Below are 22426 nucleotides of genomic sequence, written 5' to 3' on the forward strand. Positions count from 1 at the left end.
TCTTTTTGGGACGGGGCTTTTTGACTACTTTGAGGGTGCGCAGGCAGGGCGGCGAAAGTAGCTAAAAAAGCCCCGTCCCAAAAAGACTACCCGCGCCAAATGAGCTAGTTGAGGAGTTGGGCCATGGCGTTGACGAATTTTTGGACTTGGAGGGTGGGCTCGAGCGGGTAGTGCAAATAGACCGGCACCTCGCGACCGCATAGAAACGGTACGCCCACAAAGGCCGGGTGCACGCCCGACCACGCTCCGCAGGTGAGCACCGCATCGCCCTTTTCCTCCGCCTCGTTAAAGAGCGCAAAGTCGAAGCTATCCACGTCGATCACGTCCACGCCGCCGTCGGCCAACAGGTCGATGCGCAGGCTGTCCATGGCGTCGTTGCCGTGACGGAGCACGCGCAGGCGCATGCCCTCCAAGTCGGCGACCGTAATGCGATTCTTGCGCGCCAGCGGGCTTGTGCGCGGCAGGTCGATATAAAACGGCACGTTGACAATGCGGAGCTTTTGGCAGGCGTCACCCCAGCGCGGGGTCGAAAAACTCGACTGCACCACATCGACCTCGCGGCCCAAGCTGCGCATGACGGTCTCGCGCTCATCGTAGAGGTCACTCACCGGCACGATCTCGAAGCGCAGCGATGGCTCCAGCTCGTGCACGCCCGTCCACATCGACAGCGTCTGGCGCCCCGGGCACATCATCGACACGCCCAGACGCACGGCACCGCCATCGCCCGCCGCGCGTCGGGCGCGGCGCAGCGCATCCTCGGACTGGCGCATGATCGAGCGCGCATCGTCCACCAGCAGAGCGCCCTCCGGCGTCACCTTGACGCCCGAATGCGAGCGTTCGAACAACGTTATGCCAAACTCGGCCTCGAATCCCGACACCTGTTTGACGAGCGCCGGGGTCGACACACGCAGTTTTGCCGCGGCGCGCGAGAAGCTCCCCAGCTCCGCGGCAGTCGTAATGGCCTCGAGTCGTCGATCGTACACGTCAATCTCTCCGTTTTCGCACCTGCGGCCATGCGCGGCCGAAGGGGGTCGTTTTGGCAGGTCACACACTCAATTAAGAACAAATCGTTTTGCGAGCTATAAACCAGAGGTTTACGCCATTCTAACAAATATGCAATTCACCTGCGCAAATTCAAAGCATACGATAACCAGCGAAAACCACGTGGGTCGATTAATGGGAGCGGCCCACAGGGAGGCACAAGAAGGGAAGTTCCTATGAGCAACTGGCTTAAGCTCGAGGGCGATGTCTGCGCTGTGACCGGCGCACTCGGCGGCATGGGCGTCGAGATTTGCCGCGAGTTCGCCCGCAACGGCGCCAACGTCGTCCTGCTCGACCTGGACGAGGAGAAGGTCAAGGCCGCGGCCGCCGACCTCGCCGCCGAGTTTGGCATCCACGCCGAGGGCTACAAGATGAACGCCACCGACGAGGACGAGGTTCAGGCCGCTGTCGATGCCACCATCGCCGACTTCGGCCGCGTCGACGTCCTCGTCAACACTGCCGGCATCCTGCGCTTCGCAGCCATGGAAGACCTGCCGCTGAGTGACTGGAACGAGGTCCTCAACGTCAACCTCACCGGCTACTTCATCACCTCGCAGCGCTTTGGTCGCGAGATGATCAAGGCCGGCCAGGGTCGCCTGGTGCACATCTCGACCGTTGCCAGCCACTCCCCCGAGACGTTCTCGGGCGTGTACAGCTCCACCAAGGCGGGCGTCAACATGATGTCCAAGATGCTGGCTGCCGAGTGGGGTCCCTACGGCGTCCGCTCCAACTGCGTCGAGCCCTGCTTCGTTAAGACCCCGATGTCGGCGAGCTTTTACGCCGACCCCGAGGTCGAGAAGAGCCGCAGCCGCCTGATCGCCACGCGCCGCATCGGCGAGGTCAGTGATATCGCCAACGCCGTCATGTTCCTGGCGTCCAAGCGCTCGGACTTTACCACCGGCGACGCCATCAAGGTCGATGGCGGTTTCTCCAATATGATGGGCGACCTCACCGCCAAGCCCGGCGGTCGTCGAGCCTTTGCCGACAACTACCTCAAGAACAAGGGCGTCGAGCTTTGGTCCGACGAGTCCGGCGTCGCAAAACCGACCGACCAGTAAACCAGCCCGGTAGAAAGGGGCGCGGGGCAAGCACCTCAGCGGCGTTTGCCCCTCCCCTCCCCCGTATCGATTAGAAAGAGTCCAATGGCTTCCAACAACTCCAACAAGGGTCGCGCCGTCGTGCTTTCCGCCGCGTGCGTCACCATGTTCTTCATCAGCTCCATCGCGCTGTATTCCGTCGTGAGCAAGAACCTGCTCGCCGTCTACCCCGAGTGGTCGAGCGCCCTTACCTGGGCTTTCCCGGTCTTCCAGACCATCATGGCCGTGACGGGCATCTTCGCCGGCCGCATCTCCGATAAGATCGGCCCGCGCAACGTCGTGATCGCTGCCGCCGTGTGCTACGGCCTGGGCTGGTTCATGTCCGGCACCGTCACCGAGCCGTGGCAGTTCTACCTGTGGTTCTCGCTCGTCGCCGCCATCGGCAACGGCCTGGGCTACAACCCGGCACTCACCACCGGCCAAAAGTGGTTCATCGACAAGAAGGGCCTCGCCTCCGGCATCACCCTGGCCGCTTCGACCGCCGGTCCCGCCGTGCTGTCCCCGGTGCTCGCCTCGCTGCTCATCCCGAGCCTGGGCATCTTTGGCGCCCTCAAGGCACTCGGCGTCATCTTCTTTGTGACGATCGCCGCCTCCGCCCTGTTCCTGAAGGCCCCCGAGGCCGGTTGGCTGCCCGAGGGCTTCGAGGCCCCCAAGGGCGGCGCGCACGCCGGCACCTTCGGTGACCTCACCCCGGGCGAGATGGTCAAGACCCCGCGCTTCTGGGTCCTCATCGTCACCTTCGCCTTTGCTGCCACTGCAGGCACCCTGCTTGTGGGCAAGGTTGCCTCCATCGCCGCCGTCCAGCTCTTCGCCGACCCCACGAGCGCCGCGGCCGTCGCCCTCGGCGGTGTGGTGGTCTCCGTCAACACCTGCGCCAACCTGGTCGGCCGTCTGTCCTTTGGCCAGATCATCGACAAGCTCGGCGCCTACAAGTCGCTGCTCATCAGCCTTGTCGTCACCATCGTCGCGCTCGTCATCATGTCGATGAGCTTTACGCAGAGCATGTTCTTTGTGGCGCTCGCCCTGCTTGGCTTTAGCTTTGGCGCCCTGCTCGTCATCTACCCGCCGCTCACCGGTGGCGCCTTCGGTACCAGCAACATCGGCGTCAACTACGGCATCATGTTCCTGGGCTACGCCGCTTCTACCTGGATCAGCCAGCCCATCACTGCCGTGCTGTATCACGCTGAGGCCGGCAGCGCCGCCTACCAGCAGTCCTTCTACGGCGCCATTGTGATCGCCGCCATCGCCGTCGTGCTCACCGTCTACATGATGGTCTCCGACAGCAAGAAGAAGTCCGCCTAGTTTTATCGATGCGGCAAAGGGACTGTCCCTTTGCCGCATTCCAAGCCACCAGTATTAAGGAGTCGAAATGTCTGAGCTCAACCCCGTCCGCATTGCCGTCATCGGCGCCGGCGCCATGGGCCGCAACCACATCCGCTTTGTCACCGAGGAGCCCGAGGCCGAGCTCGTCGCCATCGCCGACGCCTTTGAGGGCGCCCGCGCCACGGCCGAGGCCGCCGGCGCGCCGTTTTATACCGATCCCGCCCAGATGATGGACGAGGTCAAGCCCGAGGCCGTCATTATCGCCACGCCCAACGACCTGCATCTGGGCGTTGCCCGCGAGGCCGTGAAGCGCAACATCGTGCCGCTGGTCGAAAAGCCGATCTCCAACGACCTCGAGGATGCCCAGGCCTTCGCCGCCGAGGCCGAGACCGCCGGCGTGCCCGTGCTCGTGGGTCAGCACCGTCGCCACAACCCCTTCGTCAACAAGGCCAAGGAGATCATCGAGTCCGGCGAGCTGGGCAAGCTCACCGTGTCGAGCTTCCACTACATGATCTATAAGAACGACGAGTACTTCGATGTCGAGTGGCGCCGCAAAAAGGGTGCCGGCCCGATCCTGGTCAACCTGGTGCACGACGTCGACCTGCTCCGCTACCTGCTGGGCGAGCCCGTTGCCGTCCAGGGTATGCAGTCCAGCGCCGCCCGCGGTTTTGAGACCGAGGACTCCGCCGTGGTCAACGTCCGTTTTGCCGATGGCGCGCTCGCAAGCATGACCATCTCCGACGCCACCGCCAGCCCCTGGAACTGGGAGGCAACCGCTCGCGAGGACCCGCAGTACCGCCCCTTCGACGCCGACGCCTACTTTATCGGTGGCACCAAGGGCGCCCTGTCGCTGCCCCGCCTGCACCAGTTCTCCTACGACGGCGCCTCCAACTGGCACAAGCCGCTGCAGATGGAGATCCCGGCCGTCGACCCGGCACTTCCGCACAAGATGCAGCTCAAGCACTTTGTGAAGGTTGTCCGCCGCGAGGTCGAGCCCGTCGTGACGCCGGCCGACAACGTCAAGACGCTCACGCTTCTCAACGCCGTCAAGGAGGCCGCCGAGACCGGCCAGCTCGTCGAGCTGTAATGTCTTAAGAGCGGGCCGCGGCAAACTCACCGCCGAGCGCCTTGGCCCGCCGCCAACAAGCCCCCTCTTCTTTGCCCCGCGAGCAGCCTCCTGCCCGCGGGGCTTTTTGCTACTTCGCTGACGATTTTTCTGAGGCGGGGGGCCTTTTTGCGCCTCAGTTTGGTTCGTTCGCCACGAAATGGGCCTATCTACTACGTTTAACCGATCACCCTCAACCATACCGAATTTCACGAAATAAAAACCGCAGGTAGACGGGTTGCCGATCTTCGGAAAACCCAGGCATGGTCAGCCCCTACGGGTAAAACGTAGTAGATAGGCCGTTTTTGTGGCGCGGCCCCAAAACAGTCTTTTGGGACGGGTGGTATCCTTGGTAGCTCTGTGCTGCAAATGCACCATAAACGCAAGGAGTTCCATGGATCTTATCGCGCAGCTCGCCCACGAGCTCAACCTTAAGGCCGCCAACGTCGAGGCGGCCGTCAAGCTCATCGACGAGGGCAATACCATCCCCTTTATCTCGCGCTACCGTAAAGAGGCCACCGGCGGCATGGATGACGTCGCCCTGCGCGCACTCGACGAGCGCCTGTCCTACCTGCGCAATCTTGAGCAGCGCAAAGAGGACGTCATCCTGCTCATCGACGCCCAGGGCAAGCTCACGCCCGAGCTCGAGCAGCAGATTCGCGAGGCCACACAGCTCCAGCGTGTCGAGGACCTCTATAAGCCCTACCGCAAAAAGCGCATGACCCGCGCGCAGAAGGCCCGCGAGGCCGGCCTGGAGCCACTCGCCAACATGATCATCATGCAGGCTTCGGCCAAGGGCAGCGCGCTCGACGCCGCCGCGGACTACGTCAACGAGGAGGCCGGCTTCGACACGCCCGAGAAGGCGCTCGCCGGCGCCGCCGACATCGTGGCCGAGACGGTGGCCGAAGATCCCGAGAACGTCGCCGACCTGCGCGCCTTTACGCAAAACACCGCCGACATCGTCGTCGAGGCCACCGACCCCGCCGAGAAGACCCCCTACGAGCCCTACTACAACTTTGACGAGCCGTTGCGCCGTATACCCAACCACCGCGTGCTGGCTATCGACCGCGGTGAGCGTGAGGGTAAGCTCCGCGTGCGCGTGAACGTCGACGGCGCTGCCGCTACGGCACGCCTCGGCAGCCGCTGGCCCCGCCGTCAGGGCGTCTTCGCGCCCGTCTTTGACGCCGCCATCGCCGATGGCTACAAGCGCCTCATGGCCCCCTCGCTGGAGCGCGAGGCCCGCGCCAAACTCACCGTTCGTGCCCAGACCGAGGCCATCAACGTCTTTGCCAAGAATCTCGAGGGCTTGCTCTCGGCGCGCCCCGTGCGCGGCGCCCGCGTGCTCGCGCTCGATCCGGGCTACCGCACCGGCTGCAAGGTCGCCGTCATGGACGAGACCGGCAAGCTGCTCGACCACGGCGTGGTCTACCCCACCAAGCCGCGCCACGACGTCGCCGGCACCAAGCGCGAGCTCGCCCGCCTCGTCAAGAAGGACGGCGTCAACACCATCGTCATCGGCAACGGCACCGCCAGCCGCGAGACCGAGGAAGTCGTCTCGGAGTTCATTGCCGAGCAGGCGCCCAGCCTTCGCTACACCATCGTCAACGAGGCCGGCGCGTCGGTGTACTCCGCGTCCGAGCTCGCCAGCCAGGAATATCCCGACCTGGACGTCACCGTGCGCGGCGCCATGAGCCTGGGCCGCCGCCTGCAAGACCCGCTGGCAGAGCTCGTCAAGATTCCGCCCCAGTCCATCGGCGTCGGACAGTACCAGCACGACCTTGACCAGGCCGAGCTTTCGCGCACCCTGGGCCACGTGGTGGAGGACGTCGTCAACCGCGTGGGCGTCGACGTAAACACCGCGAGCGCGAGCCTGCTGGGATACGTATCGGGCATCACGCCGAGCGTAGCCAAGAACATCGTGGCCTACCGCGAGGAAAACGGAGCCTTTACCGATCGCCGCCAGCTCAAGAAGGTCCCCAAGCTGGGACCCAAGGCATACCTCAACGCCGCGGGCTTCCTGCGCATTAGCGGCGGCAAGAACCCGCTCGACGCGACGAGCGTCCACCCCGAGAGCTACGAGGTGGCCACGGCCGTCCTGGAACGCGCCGGCGTTGCGGCAAGCGAGCTCAGCCGCGGCGGCGTGCCCGACATCGAGCGCCGTCTGGGCAGCATCTCGGCGCTGGCAAGCAACCTAGACTGCGGCACCCTCACGCTCATCGACATTGTCAACGAGCTCAAGAAGCCCGGCCGCGACCCGCGCGACGACGCGCCCGAGGTGGTCTTTAGCCGCTCGGCACTTTCTATTGACGACCTGGAGCCCGGCATGGAGCTCAAGGGCACGGTGCGCAACGTCGTCGACTTTGGCGCCTTCGTCGACGTGGGCGTGCACCAGGACGGCCTCGTACACATCTCCAAGCTGGCCAACCGCTTCGTCAAGCACCCGAGCGACGTGGTGCGCGTCGGCGACACGGTAAAGGTGTGGGTCGAAAAGGTCGATCGCGACCGCAAGAAGATCTCGCTCACCATGGTGCAGGGGAAGTAAACCGCCAAAGCGGATATCCCCTCTTCGCGGCAAGTGTCGCAAAGAGCGCGGGCGTTCCCCGCGCTCTTTGCCCCTTCGGCAAAGTGGGGTATACTGTCCGCAGTGTGAAAAGCCTTCGGGCTTTTAGCGGCTGCGGGTACCTGTACCTACAGCCGCATTTTTCGTTTTGGAGGCTCGATTATGAAGGAGCGCCCGCTCATCCCGGCAGAACAACAGGTCGCCCACCTCGCAGAGCGGGGCGTCCGCTTCGACATAATGAGCCCCGAGGATGCGGTCGCGTTCCTCCGCGACAAGAACTTCTTCTTCAAGGTCAAGGCGTTTGCGAAGTGCTTCTCAACGTATCGTAGCTCCGCGTCGGAGGGCTACGGACGCTACGTCAACCTAGACTTCGCCTACCTCGCCGAACTCACCAGACTCGACCACCACCTCCGCGAGCACATCCTCTCGATGACGCTTGACATCGAGCACTACATGAAGGTCCATCTAAACCGGACGATGATGGACGACGGCGCCGACGGGAAGGAGATCCTCGACCTCCTCTTCGCCCACGAGAGGGTGCGTAAGGAGAGGATGCTGGAGGAGCGGTTCGATCCAAGCGGGTCAGAAACAGCCGTCGAGAAGATGAAGGCCATCGCCGACCGGCTAGATGAAGTGGACGGCAGCGAGCGAGCGACGCTCTTCCTCGAGATGCTCCACATCGCCGAGGACCAGACTTTGGGGATAGACCCGGAGCACCTCGAGCGCAGCGTCTCGTACCTCGGAGACTCGAACTACACCCGGGACCTCGCGAATAAGTATGGCAGACGCGAGGACATGTACGTCTGGAACTACCTGGAACTCGTCTCCTTCGGGGGAATCATCGCGCTTTACAAGTTCTACTTCTACGACCTCAGGAGGGAACGCAGCCAGGAGGCCGAATCCGTCAAGCAGCTCCTGTTCCCCGTGAAGGCCCTGCGCAACGCGGCCGCTCATAACGGCAACATTCTGAACACGATCGGGCAGCGCCTACAGAAGCCCGTCGGCTCCATCGCGACGGCCGCGCGGGAGGAGCTCGGAATCGACCAGGAGCTCGTCGCCCTTACGAAGCGCTTCCCCGTCATCCACGACTTCACCGCGCTCGTGCTCTGCTTCAACAGAATCGTCAGCGATGCGGACGCGAGGTCGGAAAAGGCGGCAGGCCTGCGCACCCTGCGCGAGCGCTTCCTTGAGCACGCCGACTACTTCGAAAAGCAGATCGAGCTTGCCCGAGGAATCAGGATGCTGGGGGAAGTCATGCGCTCGGGAGCCGATGCCATCTCCTCGAGCTCCCTATAGCTCTTCAGTCCCCTAATAGCCCCTTGCCACTTGGGCCCCGCTCGGACAGAGTGGGTTCGAGTAGGTTCGAGCAACTCAGCAGCAATCCGACTACCCGCTGCATGAAAACCGCAGCTCAGACGCATGACATGCCGTCCCATGAAGCAGCGGGTTCGGGTAAGAGTACGTCCGAGTGGTCAGAGTAGGGCCCGACTTCCCCCTCTTGGCGACGTGCAAAATCGCGAATATTCAGCATCTCTCGATAGCCCCGCGGCACCTCGGAGAACCATAAAAGCAAAAACGGCCCCCGTTTTGGCGTTTTTAGAGCCAAAACGGGGGCCGTTCCGTGCTTCGACCAACTGGTAAAAGCTGGTAAAGTCTGATAAAAGCCTTCACCATGCTGAATATTCGCGATTTTGCACGTCGCGAGAGGGGGTACCCTTGCTTACGGCAGGATATGGAAGTCGAGCGAGGCGATATCCTTAGCGAAACCGCGCACGGTATCGAGCGAGACCTCGTACGGGTCGCGACCGATGTTCTTGCGCTTGGCCAGGATGCCGTTGGGCACCGTGATGATCTGGCAACCGCAGGCCTGCGCCTGGTAAATGTTGATGAGCTCGCGCGTGGATGCCCACAGGACCTCGCAGCTGGGCTTGGCGGCGGCCTTCTTGACCGACTCCGTCATAAACGGAATGGGGTCGACACCGGTATCGGCGATACGGCCGGCAAAAAGCGAGATGATGGACGGCGTTTCGGCGTCAACGGCCTCGACCATCTCGTCGACCTGCGCAGGCGTAAAGATGGTGGTGACGTTGACCTTAATGCCGTCGGCGGAAAGCTTGCGCACCAACTCGGCCGTGGACTCGCCCTTGGTGGTCACGCACGGAATCTTGACGTAGACGTTCTCGGCCCAGGTAGCGATCTCGCGGGCCTCGACCTCCATGGTCTCGACGTCGTCGGCAAAGACCTCAAACGACACGGACACATCGGTGATGTGGGCCAGGACCTCCTTGGCAAACGCGCGGTAATCCGTCACGCCGCCCTTCTTCATAAGGGACGGGTTGGTCGTGAAACCCTGAACGTTGCCGCTCTCGTACATGTCGAGCATGCCCTCGAGGTTTGCACCGTCAGCGAACACCTTGATTGCCATCTGCCTGATTCCTTTCGTTAGCATACGGCCGATAAACTGCTAAACACTTTATCTACGTTTATCAAGGCGTGAACTGCGGTTTTTTATCTTCTCGGCGAACGGTTTTGCAGATTTACCATTTTTATATCGACGCCCCAGCGGCAAAACGTTTTTTCCGATCATTGCGTTTGATTCCGTTCACGGAACAGAAGCAGCACCTCGCCGGCTCATGTTCACAATCGCTCCAAAGCAAAAAGCGGTGACGCCTCGATTGAGACGCCACCGCTTCCGTGTAGGAGCCGGTTATCGGAGCTCCGCCCGATTAGGGCTTAACGTATGCCTGGATTACTCTTCCTCAACGTGATTGATCACAGCACCCTTGGTGTGGATGAAGTTGGGGACGAAGGCAACGACCAGAAGGACAGCGAGAATCGCGTAGACACCGGTGGTACCGAAGGCCTCGGCAGCGCGGCCAAGCGTAATACCAATGACGGAGAAATCGAAGTCGCCGAACGTAGTGTTCTTGAAGCCAAAGACGTCAAGAACGGGCAGGAGCAGGGCCGGGGCGAAGGTGATGAGCAGGCCGTTGACGAAAGCGCCAAGAGCTGCGCCCTTGCGACCGCCGGTAGCATTGCCGTAGATGCCTGCGGTAGCACCGCAGAAGAAGTGGGGAACCATGCCCGGGATGATGAAGATGCCCAGGGTAGCGCCCACGATGAACATACCGACCACGCCACCGATGAAGGATGCGACAAAGCCGAGGATGACGGCGGTGGGAGCATAGGGGAAGAAGACGGCGCAGTCGACGGCGGGGATGGCACCGGGGATCAGCTTGTTGGAGATGCCCTGGAAAGCCGGGACCAGGTCGGCAAGGATCATACGAACGCCGTTATAGACGATGGTGACACCAACGGCAAAGGACAGGGCACAGGTCAGGGCATAGACAATCACGTTGTCGCCGCCAGCGGTCTTGGTAACGACCGCAGGATCTGCGATGTAAGCGGCGAAAGCGGTAACCAGGTAGAAGAAGGCCATGGTAAGAGCCGTGGAGATGGTAGTGTCGCGCAGGAAGGCGAACTTCTCGGGAACCTCGATCTTCTCGGTGCTGTTCTCCTCGGCGTCCTTAGCAAAAAGCGTACCGACTGCAGCGGAGATGTAATAGGCGAGTGAACCGAAGTGGCCCATGGCGATTTCATCGCCATCGGTAACCTTCTCGGTGAAACGCTGACCAACGGCGGGAAGCATAGCGCTCACGAGGCCCAGGAACATGCCGCCCACGATGACAAGCTGGACATCCTGGAAGCCAGATGCCTGCAGAACGGCAGACAGCAGGCAGGCCATAAACATGCTGTGATGGCCCGTCAGGAAGATGTACTTAAACTTGGTAAAGCGGGCAATGATAATGTTCACGACATAGCCGAGAATCAGGATCATCATGGTCTGAACGCCGAGGACGCTCTGAGCCATCGAAACGACGACCTCGTTGTTGGGCACGACGCCGGTGATGTGGAAACCGGTCTCGATGAAGGTACCCAGCGGAGCAAGGTTCTCCTGAACAACAGCGGCGCCGGCGGACAGCATGATGTAACCAAGAATGGGCTTCAGGGTGCCCGTCATCACCTTGTGGGCAGGACGCTTAAGCGCGACAAGGCCCACAAAGGCAAATAGACCCATAATCCACGCTGGCTTGGTCAGAATCGATTGGATAAACTCAAGTATGGGAAGGATGGCTTGCATCTGCGCTTCCTTTCTCTCTAACGTGGGCGCGTTTCCCTCTTCCACAGGGAACCGCCCTTTTTTGTGCCGCTTTAGGCGTTAGCGGCGGCCGCCTTGATTGCCTCGAGGGCGTCTTCGCGGATCTTCTTCTTGTTCACATAGCTGCGAACGATCACAACGTTGCCGTGGAGCTCGGGGGCGAGTTCCTTAACGGTGATGAACAGATCCGGATTTGCGGAAGAAGCACCGTTCAGGTCCATAGACTCAACGTCGGCCTTGATGCCCTCCTCCTCGCAAAGCTCCTCGACTTTGCCAGCGAGCATCAGGCTGGACCCGATGCCGTTTCCGCATACGGTGATGATATGCATGGCAACCTTCCTCTCCTACACGTGACGGTTTTCCGTCTATCCAAAAGCGGCGACGCATCGCCGTGCCATTAAGGCCTAAAAGAATGAACGCATGGTCTCCAAAACCTGCTCGGGCGTATCGCATGCGCTGAGCTTGGCAACGCAGTCCTCGTCCTCGAACATCTGCGAAAGCTCCGCCAAGCAGCCAAGATGAGCCTTGGGGTCGGGTGCGCAAATACCCACGAGCACGTGAACCGGATCGAAATCCTCGTGTCCAAACGCAATGGCAGGGTCAAGCGTGACGATACAGATCCCCGCTTCACTCACATTGCCATCTGCCTGAGCGTGGGGCATGGCGATGCCCTCTTCCAAGACCATATAGGGGCCGAATTTGTGAACCGATGAAATCATGGCGTCAACATAGCTCTGGTCGCATTTGCCAGCGTCTACGAGCAACTTACCGCATGCCCTGATCGCTTCCTCCCAGTCGGAGGCCTCGACGTGGCAGGCAACAAGCTCGGGCTTAAGAAGATCGGTCAGCATACTCGTCCCCTACTCCTCGGGCAGAATGTGAAAACCAAGCGCCTGAATGTCGCGGGCAAAGCCCTTGACCGTATCAAGCGAGTACTCAAGCAAATCTTTCCCGAAATTCTTGCGTTTGGCAAGAAGGGCATTGGGGACCGTAATGATCTGGCATCCAACGGACTCCGCCTGGAAGATATTGAGGACCTCGCGCGTAGACGCCCAGAGAACCTCGGCAGCAGGCTTAACGGCAGCCTTCTTTACGGACTCCGCCATGAGGGGCAGCGGATCGACGCCGGTATCGGCAATGCGACCGGCAAAGATGGACAGAATAGAGGGGGTCTCAGCAGAGACGGCATCGACAAACTCGTCGACCTGCTCGGGCGTGAAGATAGTGGTGACATTCACCTTGATGCCGTCGGCAGAAAGGCGCTTGACCAGCGCGGCGGTGGACTCACCCTTGGTGTTGAGCGCCGGGATCTTAACGTAGACGTTGTCTGCCCAGGTTGCGATCTCGCGAGCCTCGGCTTCCATACCCGCCTCGTCGTCGGCGAATACCTCAAAAGAGACCGACACATCAGTAATGTGCTCAAGAACCGTCTTGGCAAAAGCGCGGTAGTCGGTCACGCCGCCGGCCTTCATAAGGGAAGGATTGGTCGTGAAGCCCTGAACGTTGCCATTGTCATGCATGTCAAGCATACCCTCGAGGTTAGCGCCGTCGGCAAACACCTTGATCGCCATGTTCGGTCCTTTCTCATCTAACACTATTGCTATCGAAAGCCTTCTTCTTTGTTTCAAAAGCTTTTCGGTTTTCTTTTATAAACCATTTCAAAAGCTATCGAAAGCTCAATTGTCAACTTTCCGTGAACGGTCGAATATCGGGCGTGAACGTACTTCTTTTGGGCGGCACCTTCAGAATGAGACTCTTTATAGCCCGTTTACGTGCGAACTATCTGCTACGCATGCATTTATGACATGCCATTCCGTTCTTTGATTCATTCGAATTTGCCTTGTTCTTTTCATATCGATACGTTATATTTCGATTACGAAAGGCGCATCTTTTTACCTTTTGTTCAAAAGGAGCGGCATATGGCATCTACTTCAGACCTTTCACCGGCCGAGCGTCAGCGATTTATCATGAATTGGCTGGCCGAAAAGCCAAATATCTCGGTATCCGACATCGTTCGCCGTTTTTCGGTTTCGGAAGTCACCGCACGGCACGACCTCATCTCGCTGGAATCCGAAGGCAAGCTGCGTCGCGTACGCGGCGGAGCGGTATCGCTTTCTCGCTCTAACGCAATCTCGTATCCCGAGGAGCGCATCAATGTCCAAGTCGAGGCCAAGGAGGCCATCGCCGCAACCGCAGCAACTCTTGTTGATGATGGCGATGTTCTGGTAATTGATATCGGCACCACAGGCTTTTACTTCGCTAAGGCCCTCATGGACAAGCGTGAGATCACCATTATCACCGGCGATCTTGCAATCGCGAACTACGCCAGCTTCAATCTCCCCAATGCTTCGGTAGTGCTGCTGGGCGGCTCCGTGCGCAAGGGGCACCTCTATCTCGCGGGCGCACTGACGCTCGACTGCATGAGCAAACTACATGCCGACAAGGCGTTTGTCAGTGCCGACGGATTCCACCCCGACCACGGTTTTACCGTCGAGCACGACTTCTCGGCCATGATCAAGCATATGTACCTGACCAACTCAAACCAGGGCTACATGATGGTTGACCAGGGAAAGTTCAACAAGACCAGTTTTTATCAGTCCGCGCAGATCGATGACCTCGATGGCATCATCGTTGATGGAGACGACGAGGGCATCATGACGGCGGCGATCGAGAGCAGTCGCAGTCATCCCAAGCTCTATATTGCAAAATAGCTCAAATGGCCGGGTCGCCCCCACTGCGGGCGACCCGGCCATTTATTAAATCAACCCAAAATGGCGCATCGCTGTGACGGTGCCATCGTGTGCGACATCGTCGGTCACGTAGTCGGCGACTGCCTTGACCTCGGGCATGGCGTTGCCCATGGCTACAGCCGTCTCGACGGCGGCGAGCATACCCAGATCGTTGCCGGAATCGCCAAAGCCAAAGGTGCGCGCGTTGCCGGTGCGACCCAGGTATTCCAGCGCTCGCGCCACGCCCACGCCCTTGTCGATACCCTTGGGGCTCAGCTCGCGGTTCTGGCCGCCGGTATTGCACAGCTCAAAGTTGCGATCGATAAAGCCGTCATCGTTGGCTACGCGAGCCAGGTTGCACGCGTTAATGCACACCTTGCCTACGTGCAAGCGGCCATCGACGCGCATCTGATCAACGCCATGCACCACGCCGGCGCCTAGCAGAAATGACTGTTCGACACCAACTGGCTCAAGTGAATAGGTGGCACCGTTCGTCTCGAACAACGCCTCGCCGCCCGCCACAGTAATGCGGCGCGCGAGCTCCTCAACAATGTCTTCGTCAATGCAATCCTCGTGTACCACGCGTCCCTCGACCTCGAGCGTGGCGCCCGCCATGGCAACGATACCCGCCGGGTTCAGCGCACGCAGGCCATGTGCAACCAGCCACAAGGGACGGCCCGTGCAGATAAATGCCTGGTGACCCGCATTGCGCAGACGACCAAATGCATCGACAACAGTCTTCGACGGATGGATTGCATTGAAGTCCTTATCGGTCATATCGTCGGGATCGAACGACGTCAGCGTGCCGTCCACGTCAAAAAAGAGCACGGCGGAATCGGGGCACGCATCAATCATATGGGTTCCTTTCGAGGGCGATGGCAAACGAAGCATCCATCATATAATGGAGCGACGCAACCAGAGAGGTCACCCATGGAATTTTATGCAAGCTGCCCCGAGGGCTTTGAATCCGCACTCGCCGACGAGCTCAAGTGGCTCGGGCTTTCGCATGTCCGCCGCCTGAAGGGCCGCGCTACGTTTGAGGGCGAGCTCGAAGAAGGCTACCGCGCCTGTCTGTGGTCGCGCCTGGCCAGCCGCGTGTTTGTGGTGCTCGGACGCTTTGAGGCACAGGATGCCGACGAGCTGTACGATGCCGTTTACGACATTGCCTGGGAAAACATCGTCCGCCCCGGCGCCACCATTGCCATCACTGCCCGTGGTGTGACCGAGCAGCTGCGCAACACGCGCTTCTCTGCCCTGCGCGCCAAGGACGCATTGTGCGACCGCCTGGCCGAGACCACGGGCCGTCGCGCCGATGTCGATGCTGCCGACCCCGATGTCCACCTGCTGCTTTCGCTACGCCAGCGCCGTGCGAGCATAAGCCTGGACCTTTCGGGCGACCCGCTGTTCAAGCGCCTGCCGCCCGCCGCGACTCGAGCCGGCGAGGGCGCGCACGTGCTGCGCCCCGACTACGCCGCCCTGGTGCTTTCGCAGGTCGGCTGGACCGCGCTATGCGAGCGCGAGCTGACGGCCAACGATTACGAGAACGAAGCCCTGCCCACGCTGATCGATGCCTCGTGCGCCGGCGGCGGTCTGCTGCTAGAGGCCGTGAACATTCTGACCGACCGCGCCCCGGGCGCTGCACGCGAGCGCTGGGGCTTTGAAGGCTGGCAGCTGCACGACGCCGCTCTGTGGAAGCAGCTACTTGCCGAGGCACGCGGGCGCGAGGCGGCAGCGCGTGAGCGCCAGGCGCGCATCGTGGCCGCGGACATCGACCCCGCCGCCCGCAAGACCGCCGAGCGCATGGTCAAGTGCGCCGGCTACAAGCGCTTTGTCGAATTTTGCGCCGCCAAGTCCGCCACCGTACTGGACCATGCGGGCGCCGTTGCCGGTGCCGCCGTGGTCGCGGATACGACCGAGACACCGCTTTCGCTCATGCATGACACCATGACGCTCATCGGCGAGCTGCGCCGCGCGCCCGAGCTTGCCGCGGCGCCGGTCGCCGCGCTCACCCGCGACGGATTGCTGGCCCGCGCACTCCACGCCGAGCCCGAGCGCTCAATCGCCGTCATGCCCAACAACGAAGAGGCGACTATCGAAGTCTGGCCCTCTCTCGACCACGCCGCCGCAGCATTTGAGGCTGCGACCAGCGCGGATGCCGAGGCCGAAGTTGCGGATGCCAACGAAGTCAACGACGAAGCCACCGCTTCCGCCATGCCCGAGCCCGCCGCCACGCTCGACCTGGGCGACGGCAAGCCGCTGCCCGTGCTCATCCCCGAGTCGGAGCAGTTCGCCAACCGCCTGCGCAAGAACGCACGCCTGCGCCGCAAGTGGGCCAAGCGCGAGGGCGTGAGCTGCTACCGCGTCTACGATGCCGACCTGCCCGATTACTCCGCCGCCATCGATCTGTACGAGGGCTGCCCGCAGACGCCGGGTCGCTGGCTCGTCATCGCCGAGTACGCCGCACCCAAGACCATCGATCCTGCGCTGGCCCAGGCCCGCATGCTCGACATTCTGGCCATCGCGCCGCGCATCCTAGATGTTCCCGCCGAGCACGTGCACGCCAAGGCCCGCATGCGTTCGCGCGGCGGCTCGCAGTACGGCAAGCAGAGCGCCGGCAAGGGCGGCCCGGGCGAGCGCGCCAACATCGCGCGCCGTCGCCTACCGCTCATCGAGGAGGGCGGCCTTACCTTTGCCGTCAACTTTGACGACTATCTGGATGTGGGCATCTTCCTGGACCACCGCGTCACCCGCAACCTAGTGCGCGAGCACGCCAAGCAGGCGCGCCGCTTCCTCAACCTGTTTGCCTACACCGGCACTGCCACCTGCTATGCGGCAGACGGCGGCGTCGAGGAGACCGTGACGGTCGACCTCTCCAACACCTATCTGGACTGGGCCGAGCGCAATATGCGCCAGAACGGCTTTGTGGGGCCTCAGCATCATTTTGTGCGCGACGACGTGCTCGCCTGGATTCGCGACCAGCGCCAGACGCGCAACCGCTGGGACCTGATCTTTGTCGACCCGCCCACGTTTTCGAACTCGTCCAAGATGGGCCGTCGCACCTGGAATGTTCAGCGCGACCATGTTGAGCTTTTGGCCGGCGTATCGCGCCTGCTCGCGCAGGGCGGCCATGCCATCTTTAGCTGCAACCTGCGCGGTTTCCGCCCCGAGACGCGCAAGCTTGCGCGCGCAGGCGTGGTGCTGGAGGACATTACGGCGCAGACCATCCCCGAGGATTTCGCGCGCAACCAGAAGGTGCACCACTGCTACATCGTGCGCCGCCTGCCCATCGAGGACGCCATGGCCGAGGTCGGCTTTAGCGCCGAGGAAATTGCTGAGCGCGTCGAGGAACTGCGCAACCCCGGAGCCCGCAAGCCTCGCGCAACGGCGCCCGCGCACGCGCAGGCCGGCGTCCGAGGACCGCACGGCGACGACAAGCCCGCCTGCTCAGGCAAGCCCAAAAAGAAGAAGTTCTACGCCAGCAAGCCCAAGGGCAAATAAACAAAGTTGCGGTGGAATAGTTCCTAAAAATGCCTGGTAAAGGCCCAAAACAGGAACTATTTCACCGCAACTCATATTGGGATGGTGGTTGGCGATCTAGCCTTGGATGACCAATCGGTAGCCGATGCCCACATGCGTCTGGATATAGCGCGGATGCGCGGGGTCGGACTCGATTTTCTTGCGCAGCGTGCCCATAAAGACGCGCAGGCTCGCCAGGTCGCTCTTGGTCGCCGTGCCCCAAATCTCGTGCAGGATAAACTGGTGCGTCAACACCTTGTCGGCGTTGCGCGCCAGCAGACACAGGAGCTTGTACTCGATCGGCGTCAGGTGCAGTTCCTCGCCATCCATCGTGGCGATGCCGGCATCAAAGTCGATATGCAGCTCACCGGTATCGAACGAGCCCTCGGAGGCAACGCCGCCCGTTTGCGCATACGAAAGGCGCCTGAGCGTCGTGCGAATGCGCGCGAGCAGCTCCTCGACCGAAAACGGCTTAGTCAGGTAGTCATCGGCGCCGGCATCGAGCGCTCGGATCTTGTCCGCGTCCTCGCTGCGCGCCGAAACCACGATGATCGGCATGCCCGACCACGCGCGCACCGACTCCACCACCTTGACGCCGTCCATATCGGGCAGGCCCAGATCGAGCAGCACAATGCTCGGCGCCTGCGACGAAGCGGCGGCGATGGCGGCGTGGGCGGTCTCCACAGCCATATGGCGCAAACCGTGCGCCTCGAGCGCGGCGACGATAAGGTTGCGGACGGCGGGATCGTCCTCAACGACCAAGATGAGCGGTTTCACGGCAGAGTTCGGCACAGCGCTACTCCTTATCAAACGAAACGTCGGCGGCGGGAAGCTCAATCGTAAAGACCGAACCGTGAGGGTCCGCCGCGGTAACCTCTATGCTACCGCCATGTGCCAGCGCAATGGAGCGGCAGAGCGAAAGCCCCAAGCCCACACTGCGGCAGCTGTCGGCCAGGCCATGGTTGGCGGTGTAGAACGACTCAAAGATTCGCTCGCGGTCCTCGGGCGCAATGCCCGGGCCATCATCAGCAACCGAGCACGCCACGCATCCATCATGGACGCCAATCGAGATTACGATATGCGAGCCCGCAGGCGTATAGGCGATGGCGTTGTTCACCAGATTGACCACCAGCTGCACCATCAGGCGCGCGTCGACGTTGACGAGCGCCGGCTCATCGCACGCCACTACCTTAAGGTCATGCTCGCGCACAGCCGGATTTACGTGACGCAGCGCCTCCTCGACGATATCGTCCATGAGCTCGAGCGTGGTCGACAGGTGCATGCCGCCGCCCTCGAGCTTGGTGATGGCGAGCAGATTCTCGACGGTGGCGTTGAGCCATTGCGCGTCCGAGCGAATGGATAGGAGCATGCCGCGGCGTGTCTGGTCGTCGAGCACGGCCGTGCCGGTCGAGCCCTGGTCGAGCAGCACATCGGCATTACCCGAAATACTGGTAAGCGGCGTGCGCAGGTCGTGCGAGATGGAGCGCAGCAAGTTGGCACGCAGCTGTTCGTTTTTGGCGAGCACCGCCGCTTCCTCGCGAGCCTCCATGGCGCGGGCGCGATCGAGCGCCAGCTCGCCTTCGCTCACGATGGCATCGGCAAGCGTCCGCTCCTCGGGCGTCAGCGCATCGGGCTCGGCGACAATGGCGAACACCCCCACCACCGAGGCGGGATCACCCGCGCGCACCATGGTGTCACCCGAGCGCACGGTCAGGTATATGCCGTAGAACGCCGAGGCGCCATAGGTGGCATCGAGCGGCGTTCCCACATAGGCGGACGCCGAGAGCCGCGGCGGCATCTGGGGCGCCAGCTGGTGTACCGGCGCGGCATCGCCCACGGCCGTGTACGTCGTGCGCGGCAGCAGGTCATCGTTATCGGCATCGGCGCTATACCACACGACCGGACAGTCCGAAAGACGCGCCAGCTGCGTTGCCATAGCGTGCACAATCTGTTGCTGATCGCCACACCGCTGCAGCATGCGGTTGGTCTCGAGCACCATCTGCGTGCGACGGTCGCTGGCGGCAGCCTGCGCCAAGGCGCGGCGCAGGGCCAGCGCGATCGAGCTCGATACGAGCGAGACCGCAAACATGATAAAGAACATGCCGGGATAGACGCGGTCGATAAACGACAGCGCGTAGCGCGGGTCGACAAACAAGAAGTTGTAGAGCGCCACGGCGGCAGCCGAGCTCAGCAGGCAGTACAGGCGGCTCCAGGTAAAGAAAGCGCACAGCTGCACGGCGAACACATAGACGATCATGATGCTCGGCGCGAGCCCCGGATGGTCGAGCAGCGCGCCCACAATCGTCGCCGCGGCTAGCAGCCCCGCCGATACGCAGGCGTCATACAGAGGGCTGCGACGCGTCAGCGTTGTACGCCGCCACCAAAAGTTCTCGGCAATATCGCCGTCCGCACGGACGTCCATCAGCGCCCCGCCCCTCTCTCAAAAACAAAAACCACCACAAAGGGGACTGGCACCTTTGCGGTGGTTTCCCCTTGTGGTGGTTCCAAGTGTATAGCCTTTGCAACCGGCGGTCGCTAGACAAACAGCACGTGCGCGAGCAGGGCACACACGCACACCGCTCCAAATACCAGTGCCACGATCGAAATTACGCGATCGGCCATATCCATGTTGGCACGGTTCGTCAAAAACCGATCTTCGGCGGCGTCGGCACGTGCCTCACGTACCAGCTCGGCAACCACCTCGCGGCCATCAAGCATCTTTGCATCCATGTTTGCCTCCCCGGTCTCAATCTTGTCCATCGAAAACCAACTCCGTGCAACCTGTCGGCGCCTACGGGCGCTCGTTGGGAGCCAGGCGTTGCATCTTGCTCACGGCCTTAAACTTGGTGAACAGCGGCACGTACTCAAAGCTCACGTTGGAGTTCTCCAGGCCGTACCAGCGCGCAGGCGTGCCGGCGGCGCGGCGGATGATGTACTTGAGCGTGATGGCCGTACGCTCGCTGGGCTCCACGTCGCTTTCGGGCGCCAGCAGCTTGCGGATCATGACGAACTTAAACGTACCGATGTTGCCCGGGTCCTTGTAGACCGAGTAGTCATGCGTCTGCGCCGGCAGCTCGCCGCTGGCAGCCAGGTCCTGAACAACCTGGCGCAGGTAAGCATTGACGCGCTGGTTGATCTTATAGCCCAGGTACAGATGCACGCGGAATACGTAGTCGGTGCCGAACGTCTCGACCGAGTAGGCAAAGGTATACGGCTCCTCCATGGTCTCGACATTCACGAACCACCAGGCGCGAGCGCGCTTGGGGTGCTTATCCAAAATCGAGTAGACGATATCGCGGTCGATATAGTCGGTGTTGGTGTCCTTGGTCAGGTACACGATGTTGTCGCTCATGAGCTCGTAGCGATCGTCGTCGCGCAGGCGTTTGAGCTGCGGCAGATAGCTGCGCAGCGGCAGCAGCGTAAACTGACGTTGCTCGACCGCCGTGCCGTTGTACCAGCACACCATGATGCCCATGATGAGTGCAGCCATGAGGATGGTGAAGTAGCCACCGTGGAAGAACTTGGTGAGCGAGCTCACAAAGAAGAAACCCTCGAGCAAAAGGAAGAAGGCGGCAAAGATCCACGGCGCGACCTTGAGATTGCGCTCCACGTGCAGATAGAAGAAGAGCAGCAGCGTGGTGCACATCATGGTCAGGGTAATGGCCAGGCCGTACGCGGCCTCCATGTGCGCCGAGTTCTGGAACAGCAGCACCACGACGACGCAGCCCACGAGCATGACGTTGTTGACCATGGGGATGTAGAGCTGGCCCTTGGTCTCGGCAGGATAGAAGACCTGCATATGCGGCATGAGGTCCAGGCGGCTGGCCTCGGACACCAGCGAGAATGCGCCGGTGATGAGCGCCTGCGAGGCGATGATGGCCGCGACGGTGGAAAGGCCGACGGCAAAGGGGCGCAGACCCGGGGCGAGCATCTGGTAGAAGGGGTTGAGGTCGGCGATACCCATGAGCTCCGGGTTGCCGGCGTTGTTGATAAGCCACGCGCCCTGGCCCATGTAGGACAGCAGCAGGCAGCACTTAACGAACGGCCAGGTGGCATAGATATTGCCGCGGCCCACATGGCCCATGTCGGAATAGAGCGCCTCGGCACCGGTGGTAGCGAGGAAGCAGCTGCCCAAAATCATGATGCCCGCATGGTTGTTGGGGCTCAGCAGAAAAGCGATGCCACGCAACGGGTTGAGGCACAGCAGCACCGCGGGATACTGGCAGACAAAGAACAGGCCCGTGCCGCCCAGGAACAAAAACCACAGCGTCATGATGGGGCCGAAGGCGTGACCGATCTTGGCCGTGCCGATGCGCTGCACCAAGAAGAGCGCGATGATGATGGCAAGCGTGATGGCGACGACACGACCCTGGTCGTCACCGAGCACGGCATGGACCGCCGGGATGGTGCGCAGGCCCTCGATGGCCGTGGTGACGGTAACGGCAGGCGTCAGGATGCCGTCGGCGAGCAGCGCCGCGCCGCCCAGCATGGCGGGGATGATGAGCCACTTGCCGCAGCGCTTGACCAGGCTGTACAGGGCAAAGATGCCGCCCTCGCCGTGGTTGTCGGCGCGCAGCGAGATCAGCACGTACTTGACGGTCGTCAGCAGCGTGACCGTCCACACGACAAGGGAGAGCGCGCCGAGCACGAACTCCTGCGTGACGCTTCCGATGCCGCCGTTGCCGGCAACGAGCGCCTTGGTTACATACATGGGGCTGGTGCCGATATCGCCATACACCACGCCCAGCGTGACGAGCATCGCCGAGATGCTCACAGGAATCGCAGCGTGCGAGGCTACTTCCTTTGCCTTTTGTTCCATAAGCCGGTTTCCTCCCAATTTTAACGTTCGACGGGATTATATGTAATCAGCCCATATTTTAATGGCACCGTTTTCCC

The 22426-nt window shown here is 61.6% G+C and carries 18 protein-coding genes; 7 read left to right on the forward strand and 11 right to left on the reverse strand.

Going from position 1 to position 22426, the window contains the following annotated elements; all coding sequences use genetic code 11:
- Positions 1-104: 104 nt before the first annotated feature.
- Entirely contained in the window at positions 105-983 is an 879-nt protein-coding gene (locus DWZ15_RS07365; RefSeq protein WP_118450220.1) for a LysR family transcriptional regulator, read from the reverse strand.
- 234 nt (positions 984-1217) lie between these two features.
- Between DWZ15_RS07365 and DWZ15_RS07370 the strand changes: the two genes are divergently transcribed.
- The 5 genes from DWZ15_RS07370 (at position 1218) to DWZ15_RS07390 (ending at position 8422) form a co-directional block, all read left to right on the forward strand.
- A complete protein-coding gene (locus DWZ15_RS07370; protein WP_118450222.1) occupies positions 1218-2099 on the forward strand; it encodes an SDR family NAD(P)-dependent oxidoreductase in 882 nt (293 codons plus the stop codon).
- Positions 2100-2183: 84 nt separating this feature from the next.
- Positions 2184-3440 (forward strand): MFS transporter, encoded by a 1257-nt coding sequence (locus DWZ15_RS07375; RefSeq protein WP_118450224.1) that lies wholly within the window; start codon positions 2184-2186, stop codon positions 3438-3440.
- Positions 3441-3507: 67 nt separating this feature from the next.
- The gene (locus DWZ15_RS07380) at positions 3508-4548 is read left to right on the forward strand and encodes a Gfo/Idh/MocA family protein (protein ID WP_118450226.1); all 1041 of its coding nucleotides are present in this window, start codon (positions 3508-3510) and stop codon (positions 4546-4548) included.
- A 412-nt stretch (positions 4549-4960) separates the two neighbouring features.
- Positions 4961-7108 carry a Tex family protein gene (locus DWZ15_RS07385; protein ID WP_118450228.1) on the forward strand — a complete coding sequence of 716 codons (2148 nt, stop codon included), beginning with the start codon at positions 4961-4963 and terminating at the stop codon, positions 7106-7108.
- 180 nt (positions 7109-7288) lie between these two features.
- On the forward strand, positions 7289-8422 hold the full coding sequence (locus DWZ15_RS07390; protein WP_118450230.1) for an Abi family protein: 1134 nt from the start codon (positions 7289-7291) through the stop codon (positions 8420-8422).
- A gap of 424 nt (positions 8423-8846) precedes the next feature.
- Here the strand turns inward: DWZ15_RS07390 and DWZ15_RS07395 are convergent, their stop codons facing one another.
- The 5 genes from DWZ15_RS07395 to DWZ15_RS07415 all read right to left on the reverse strand — a co-directional run bounded on the left by DWZ15_RS07395 (position 8847) and on the right by DWZ15_RS07415 (position 12856).
- A complete protein-coding gene (locus DWZ15_RS07395) occupies positions 8847-9551 on the reverse strand; it encodes a transaldolase (protein ID WP_233544672.1) in 705 nt (234 codons plus the stop codon).
- A gap of 324 nt (positions 9552-9875) precedes the next feature.
- Positions 9876-11267, reverse strand: coding sequence for a PTS ascorbate transporter subunit IIC (locus DWZ15_RS07400; protein ID WP_089573144.1), 1392 nt, complete (start codon positions 11265-11267; stop codon positions 9876-9878).
- Positions 11268-11338: 71 nt separating this feature from the next.
- Complete coding sequence (locus tag DWZ15_RS07405; protein WP_022094539.1) at positions 11339-11614, reverse strand: PTS sugar transporter subunit IIB; 276 nt, start codon at positions 11612-11614, stop codon at positions 11339-11341.
- Positions 11615-11689: 75 nt separating this feature from the next.
- Positions 11690-12136: a PTS sugar transporter subunit IIA gene (locus DWZ15_RS07410; RefSeq protein WP_089573145.1), complete on the reverse strand. Its 447-nt coding sequence runs from the start codon at positions 12134-12136 to the stop codon at positions 11690-11692.
- 9 nt (positions 12137-12145) lie between these two features.
- Positions 12146-12856 (reverse strand): transaldolase, encoded by a 711-nt coding sequence (locus tag DWZ15_RS07415; RefSeq protein WP_117564350.1) that lies wholly within the window; start codon positions 12854-12856, stop codon positions 12146-12148.
- Between the two features lie 348 nt (positions 12857-13204).
- Here DWZ15_RS07415 and DWZ15_RS07420 point away from each other — a divergent pair, with 348 nt between their 5' ends.
- Complete coding sequence (locus tag DWZ15_RS07420) at positions 13205-13996, forward strand: DeoR/GlpR family DNA-binding transcription regulator (protein WP_158548938.1); 792 nt, start codon at positions 13205-13207, stop codon at positions 13994-13996.
- A 45-nt stretch (positions 13997-14041) separates the two neighbouring features.
- Here the strand turns inward: DWZ15_RS07420 and DWZ15_RS07425 are convergent, their stop codons facing one another.
- Positions 14042-14869, reverse strand: coding sequence for an HAD hydrolase family protein (locus DWZ15_RS07425; RefSeq protein ID WP_158572516.1), 828 nt, complete (start codon positions 14867-14869; stop codon positions 14042-14044).
- 75 nt (positions 14870-14944) lie between these two features.
- Between DWZ15_RS07425 and rlmKL the strand changes: the two genes are divergently transcribed.
- Positions 14945-17512, forward strand: a complete 2568-nt coding sequence (gene rlmKL, locus DWZ15_RS07430) for a bifunctional 23S rRNA (guanine(2069)-N(7))-methyltransferase RlmK/23S rRNA (guanine(2445)-N(2))-methyltransferase RlmL (protein ID WP_118450238.1) — start codon at positions 14945-14947, stop codon at positions 17510-17512.
- Positions 17513-17608: 96 nt separating this feature from the next.
- Here rlmKL and DWZ15_RS07435 read toward each other — a convergent pair whose 3' ends face one another.
- The 4 genes from DWZ15_RS07435 to DWZ15_RS07450 form a co-directional block, all read right to left on the reverse strand.
- Positions 17609-18322: a response regulator gene (locus DWZ15_RS07435; protein ID WP_199580051.1), complete on the reverse strand. Its 714-nt coding sequence runs from the start codon at positions 18320-18322 to the stop codon at positions 17609-17611.
- 4 nt (positions 18323-18326) lie between these two features.
- Positions 18327-19952 carry an ATP-binding protein gene (locus tag DWZ15_RS07440; RefSeq protein ID WP_089573157.1) on the reverse strand — a complete coding sequence of 542 codons (1626 nt, stop codon included), beginning with the start codon at positions 19950-19952 and terminating at the stop codon, positions 18327-18329.
- Positions 19953-20065: 113 nt separating this feature from the next.
- Complete coding sequence (locus DWZ15_RS07445) at positions 20066-20260, reverse strand: hypothetical protein (RefSeq protein WP_118450240.1); 195 nt, start codon at positions 20258-20260, stop codon at positions 20066-20068.
- A gap of 61 nt (positions 20261-20321) precedes the next feature.
- Positions 20322-22349, reverse strand: a complete 2028-nt coding sequence (locus DWZ15_RS07450) for a KUP/HAK/KT family potassium transporter (protein WP_118450242.1) — start codon at positions 22347-22349, stop codon at positions 20322-20324.
- Positions 22350-22426: the final 77 nt, after the last annotated feature.

Source organism: Collinsella sp. AF29-7AC (assembly GCF_003475665.1).
In the GTDB taxonomy this organism is placed as follows: domain Bacteria; phylum Actinomycetota; class Coriobacteriia; order Coriobacteriales; family Coriobacteriaceae; genus Collinsella.

Coding starts and splice junctions, on each gene's coding strand:
- DWZ15_RS07415 (WP_117564350.1), bottom strand. CDS start 12,856: ATGGCGATCAAGGTGTTTGCCGACGGCGCTAACCTCGAGGGTATGCTT.
- DWZ15_RS07370 (WP_118450222.1), top strand. CDS start 1,218: ATGAGCAACTGGCTTAAGCTCGAGGGCGATGTCTGCGCTGTGACCGGC.
- DWZ15_RS07400 (WP_089573144.1), bottom strand. CDS start 11,267: ATGCAAGCCATCCTTCCCATACTTGAGTTTATCCAATCGATTCTGACC.
- DWZ15_RS07390 (WP_118450230.1), top strand. CDS start 7,289: ATGAAGGAGCGCCCGCTCATCCCGGCAGAACAACAGGTCGCCCACCTC.
- DWZ15_RS07375 (WP_118450224.1), top strand. CDS start 2,184: ATGGCTTCCAACAACTCCAACAAGGGTCGCGCCGTCGTGCTTTCCGCC.
- DWZ15_RS07440 (WP_089573157.1), bottom strand. CDS start 19,952: ATGGACGTCCGTGCGGACGGCGATATTGCCGAGAACTTTTGGTGGCGG.
- DWZ15_RS07445 (WP_118450240.1), bottom strand. CDS start 20,260: ATGGATGCAAAGATGCTTGATGGCCGCGAGGTGGTTGCCGAGCTGGTA.
- DWZ15_RS07450 (WP_118450242.1), bottom strand. CDS start 22,349: ATGGAACAAAAGGCAAAGGAAGTAGCCTCGCACGCTGCGATTCCTGTG.
- DWZ15_RS07410 (WP_089573145.1), bottom strand. CDS start 12,136: ATGCTGACCGATCTTCTTAAGCCCGAGCTTGTTGCCTGCCACGTCGAG.
- DWZ15_RS07425 (WP_158572516.1), bottom strand. CDS start 14,869: ATGATTGATGCGTGCCCCGATTCCGCCGTGCTCTTTTTTGACGTGGAC.
- DWZ15_RS07385 (WP_118450228.1), top strand. CDS start 4,961: ATGGATCTTATCGCGCAGCTCGCCCACGAGCTCAACCTTAAGGCCGCC.
- rlmKL (WP_118450238.1), top strand. CDS start 14,945: ATGGAATTTTATGCAAGCTGCCCCGAGGGCTTTGAATCCGCACTCGCC.
- DWZ15_RS07420 (WP_158548938.1), top strand. CDS start 13,205: ATGGCATCTACTTCAGACCTTTCACCGGCCGAGCGTCAGCGATTTATC.
- DWZ15_RS07395 (WP_233544672.1), bottom strand. CDS start 9,551: ATGGCAATCAAGGTGTTCGCTGACGGTGCAAACCTCGAGGGCATGCTC.
- DWZ15_RS07380 (WP_118450226.1), top strand. CDS start 3,508: ATGTCTGAGCTCAACCCCGTCCGCATTGCCGTCATCGGCGCCGGCGCC.
- DWZ15_RS07405 (WP_022094539.1), bottom strand. CDS start 11,614: ATGCATATCATCACCGTATGCGGAAACGGCATCGGGTCCAGCCTGATG.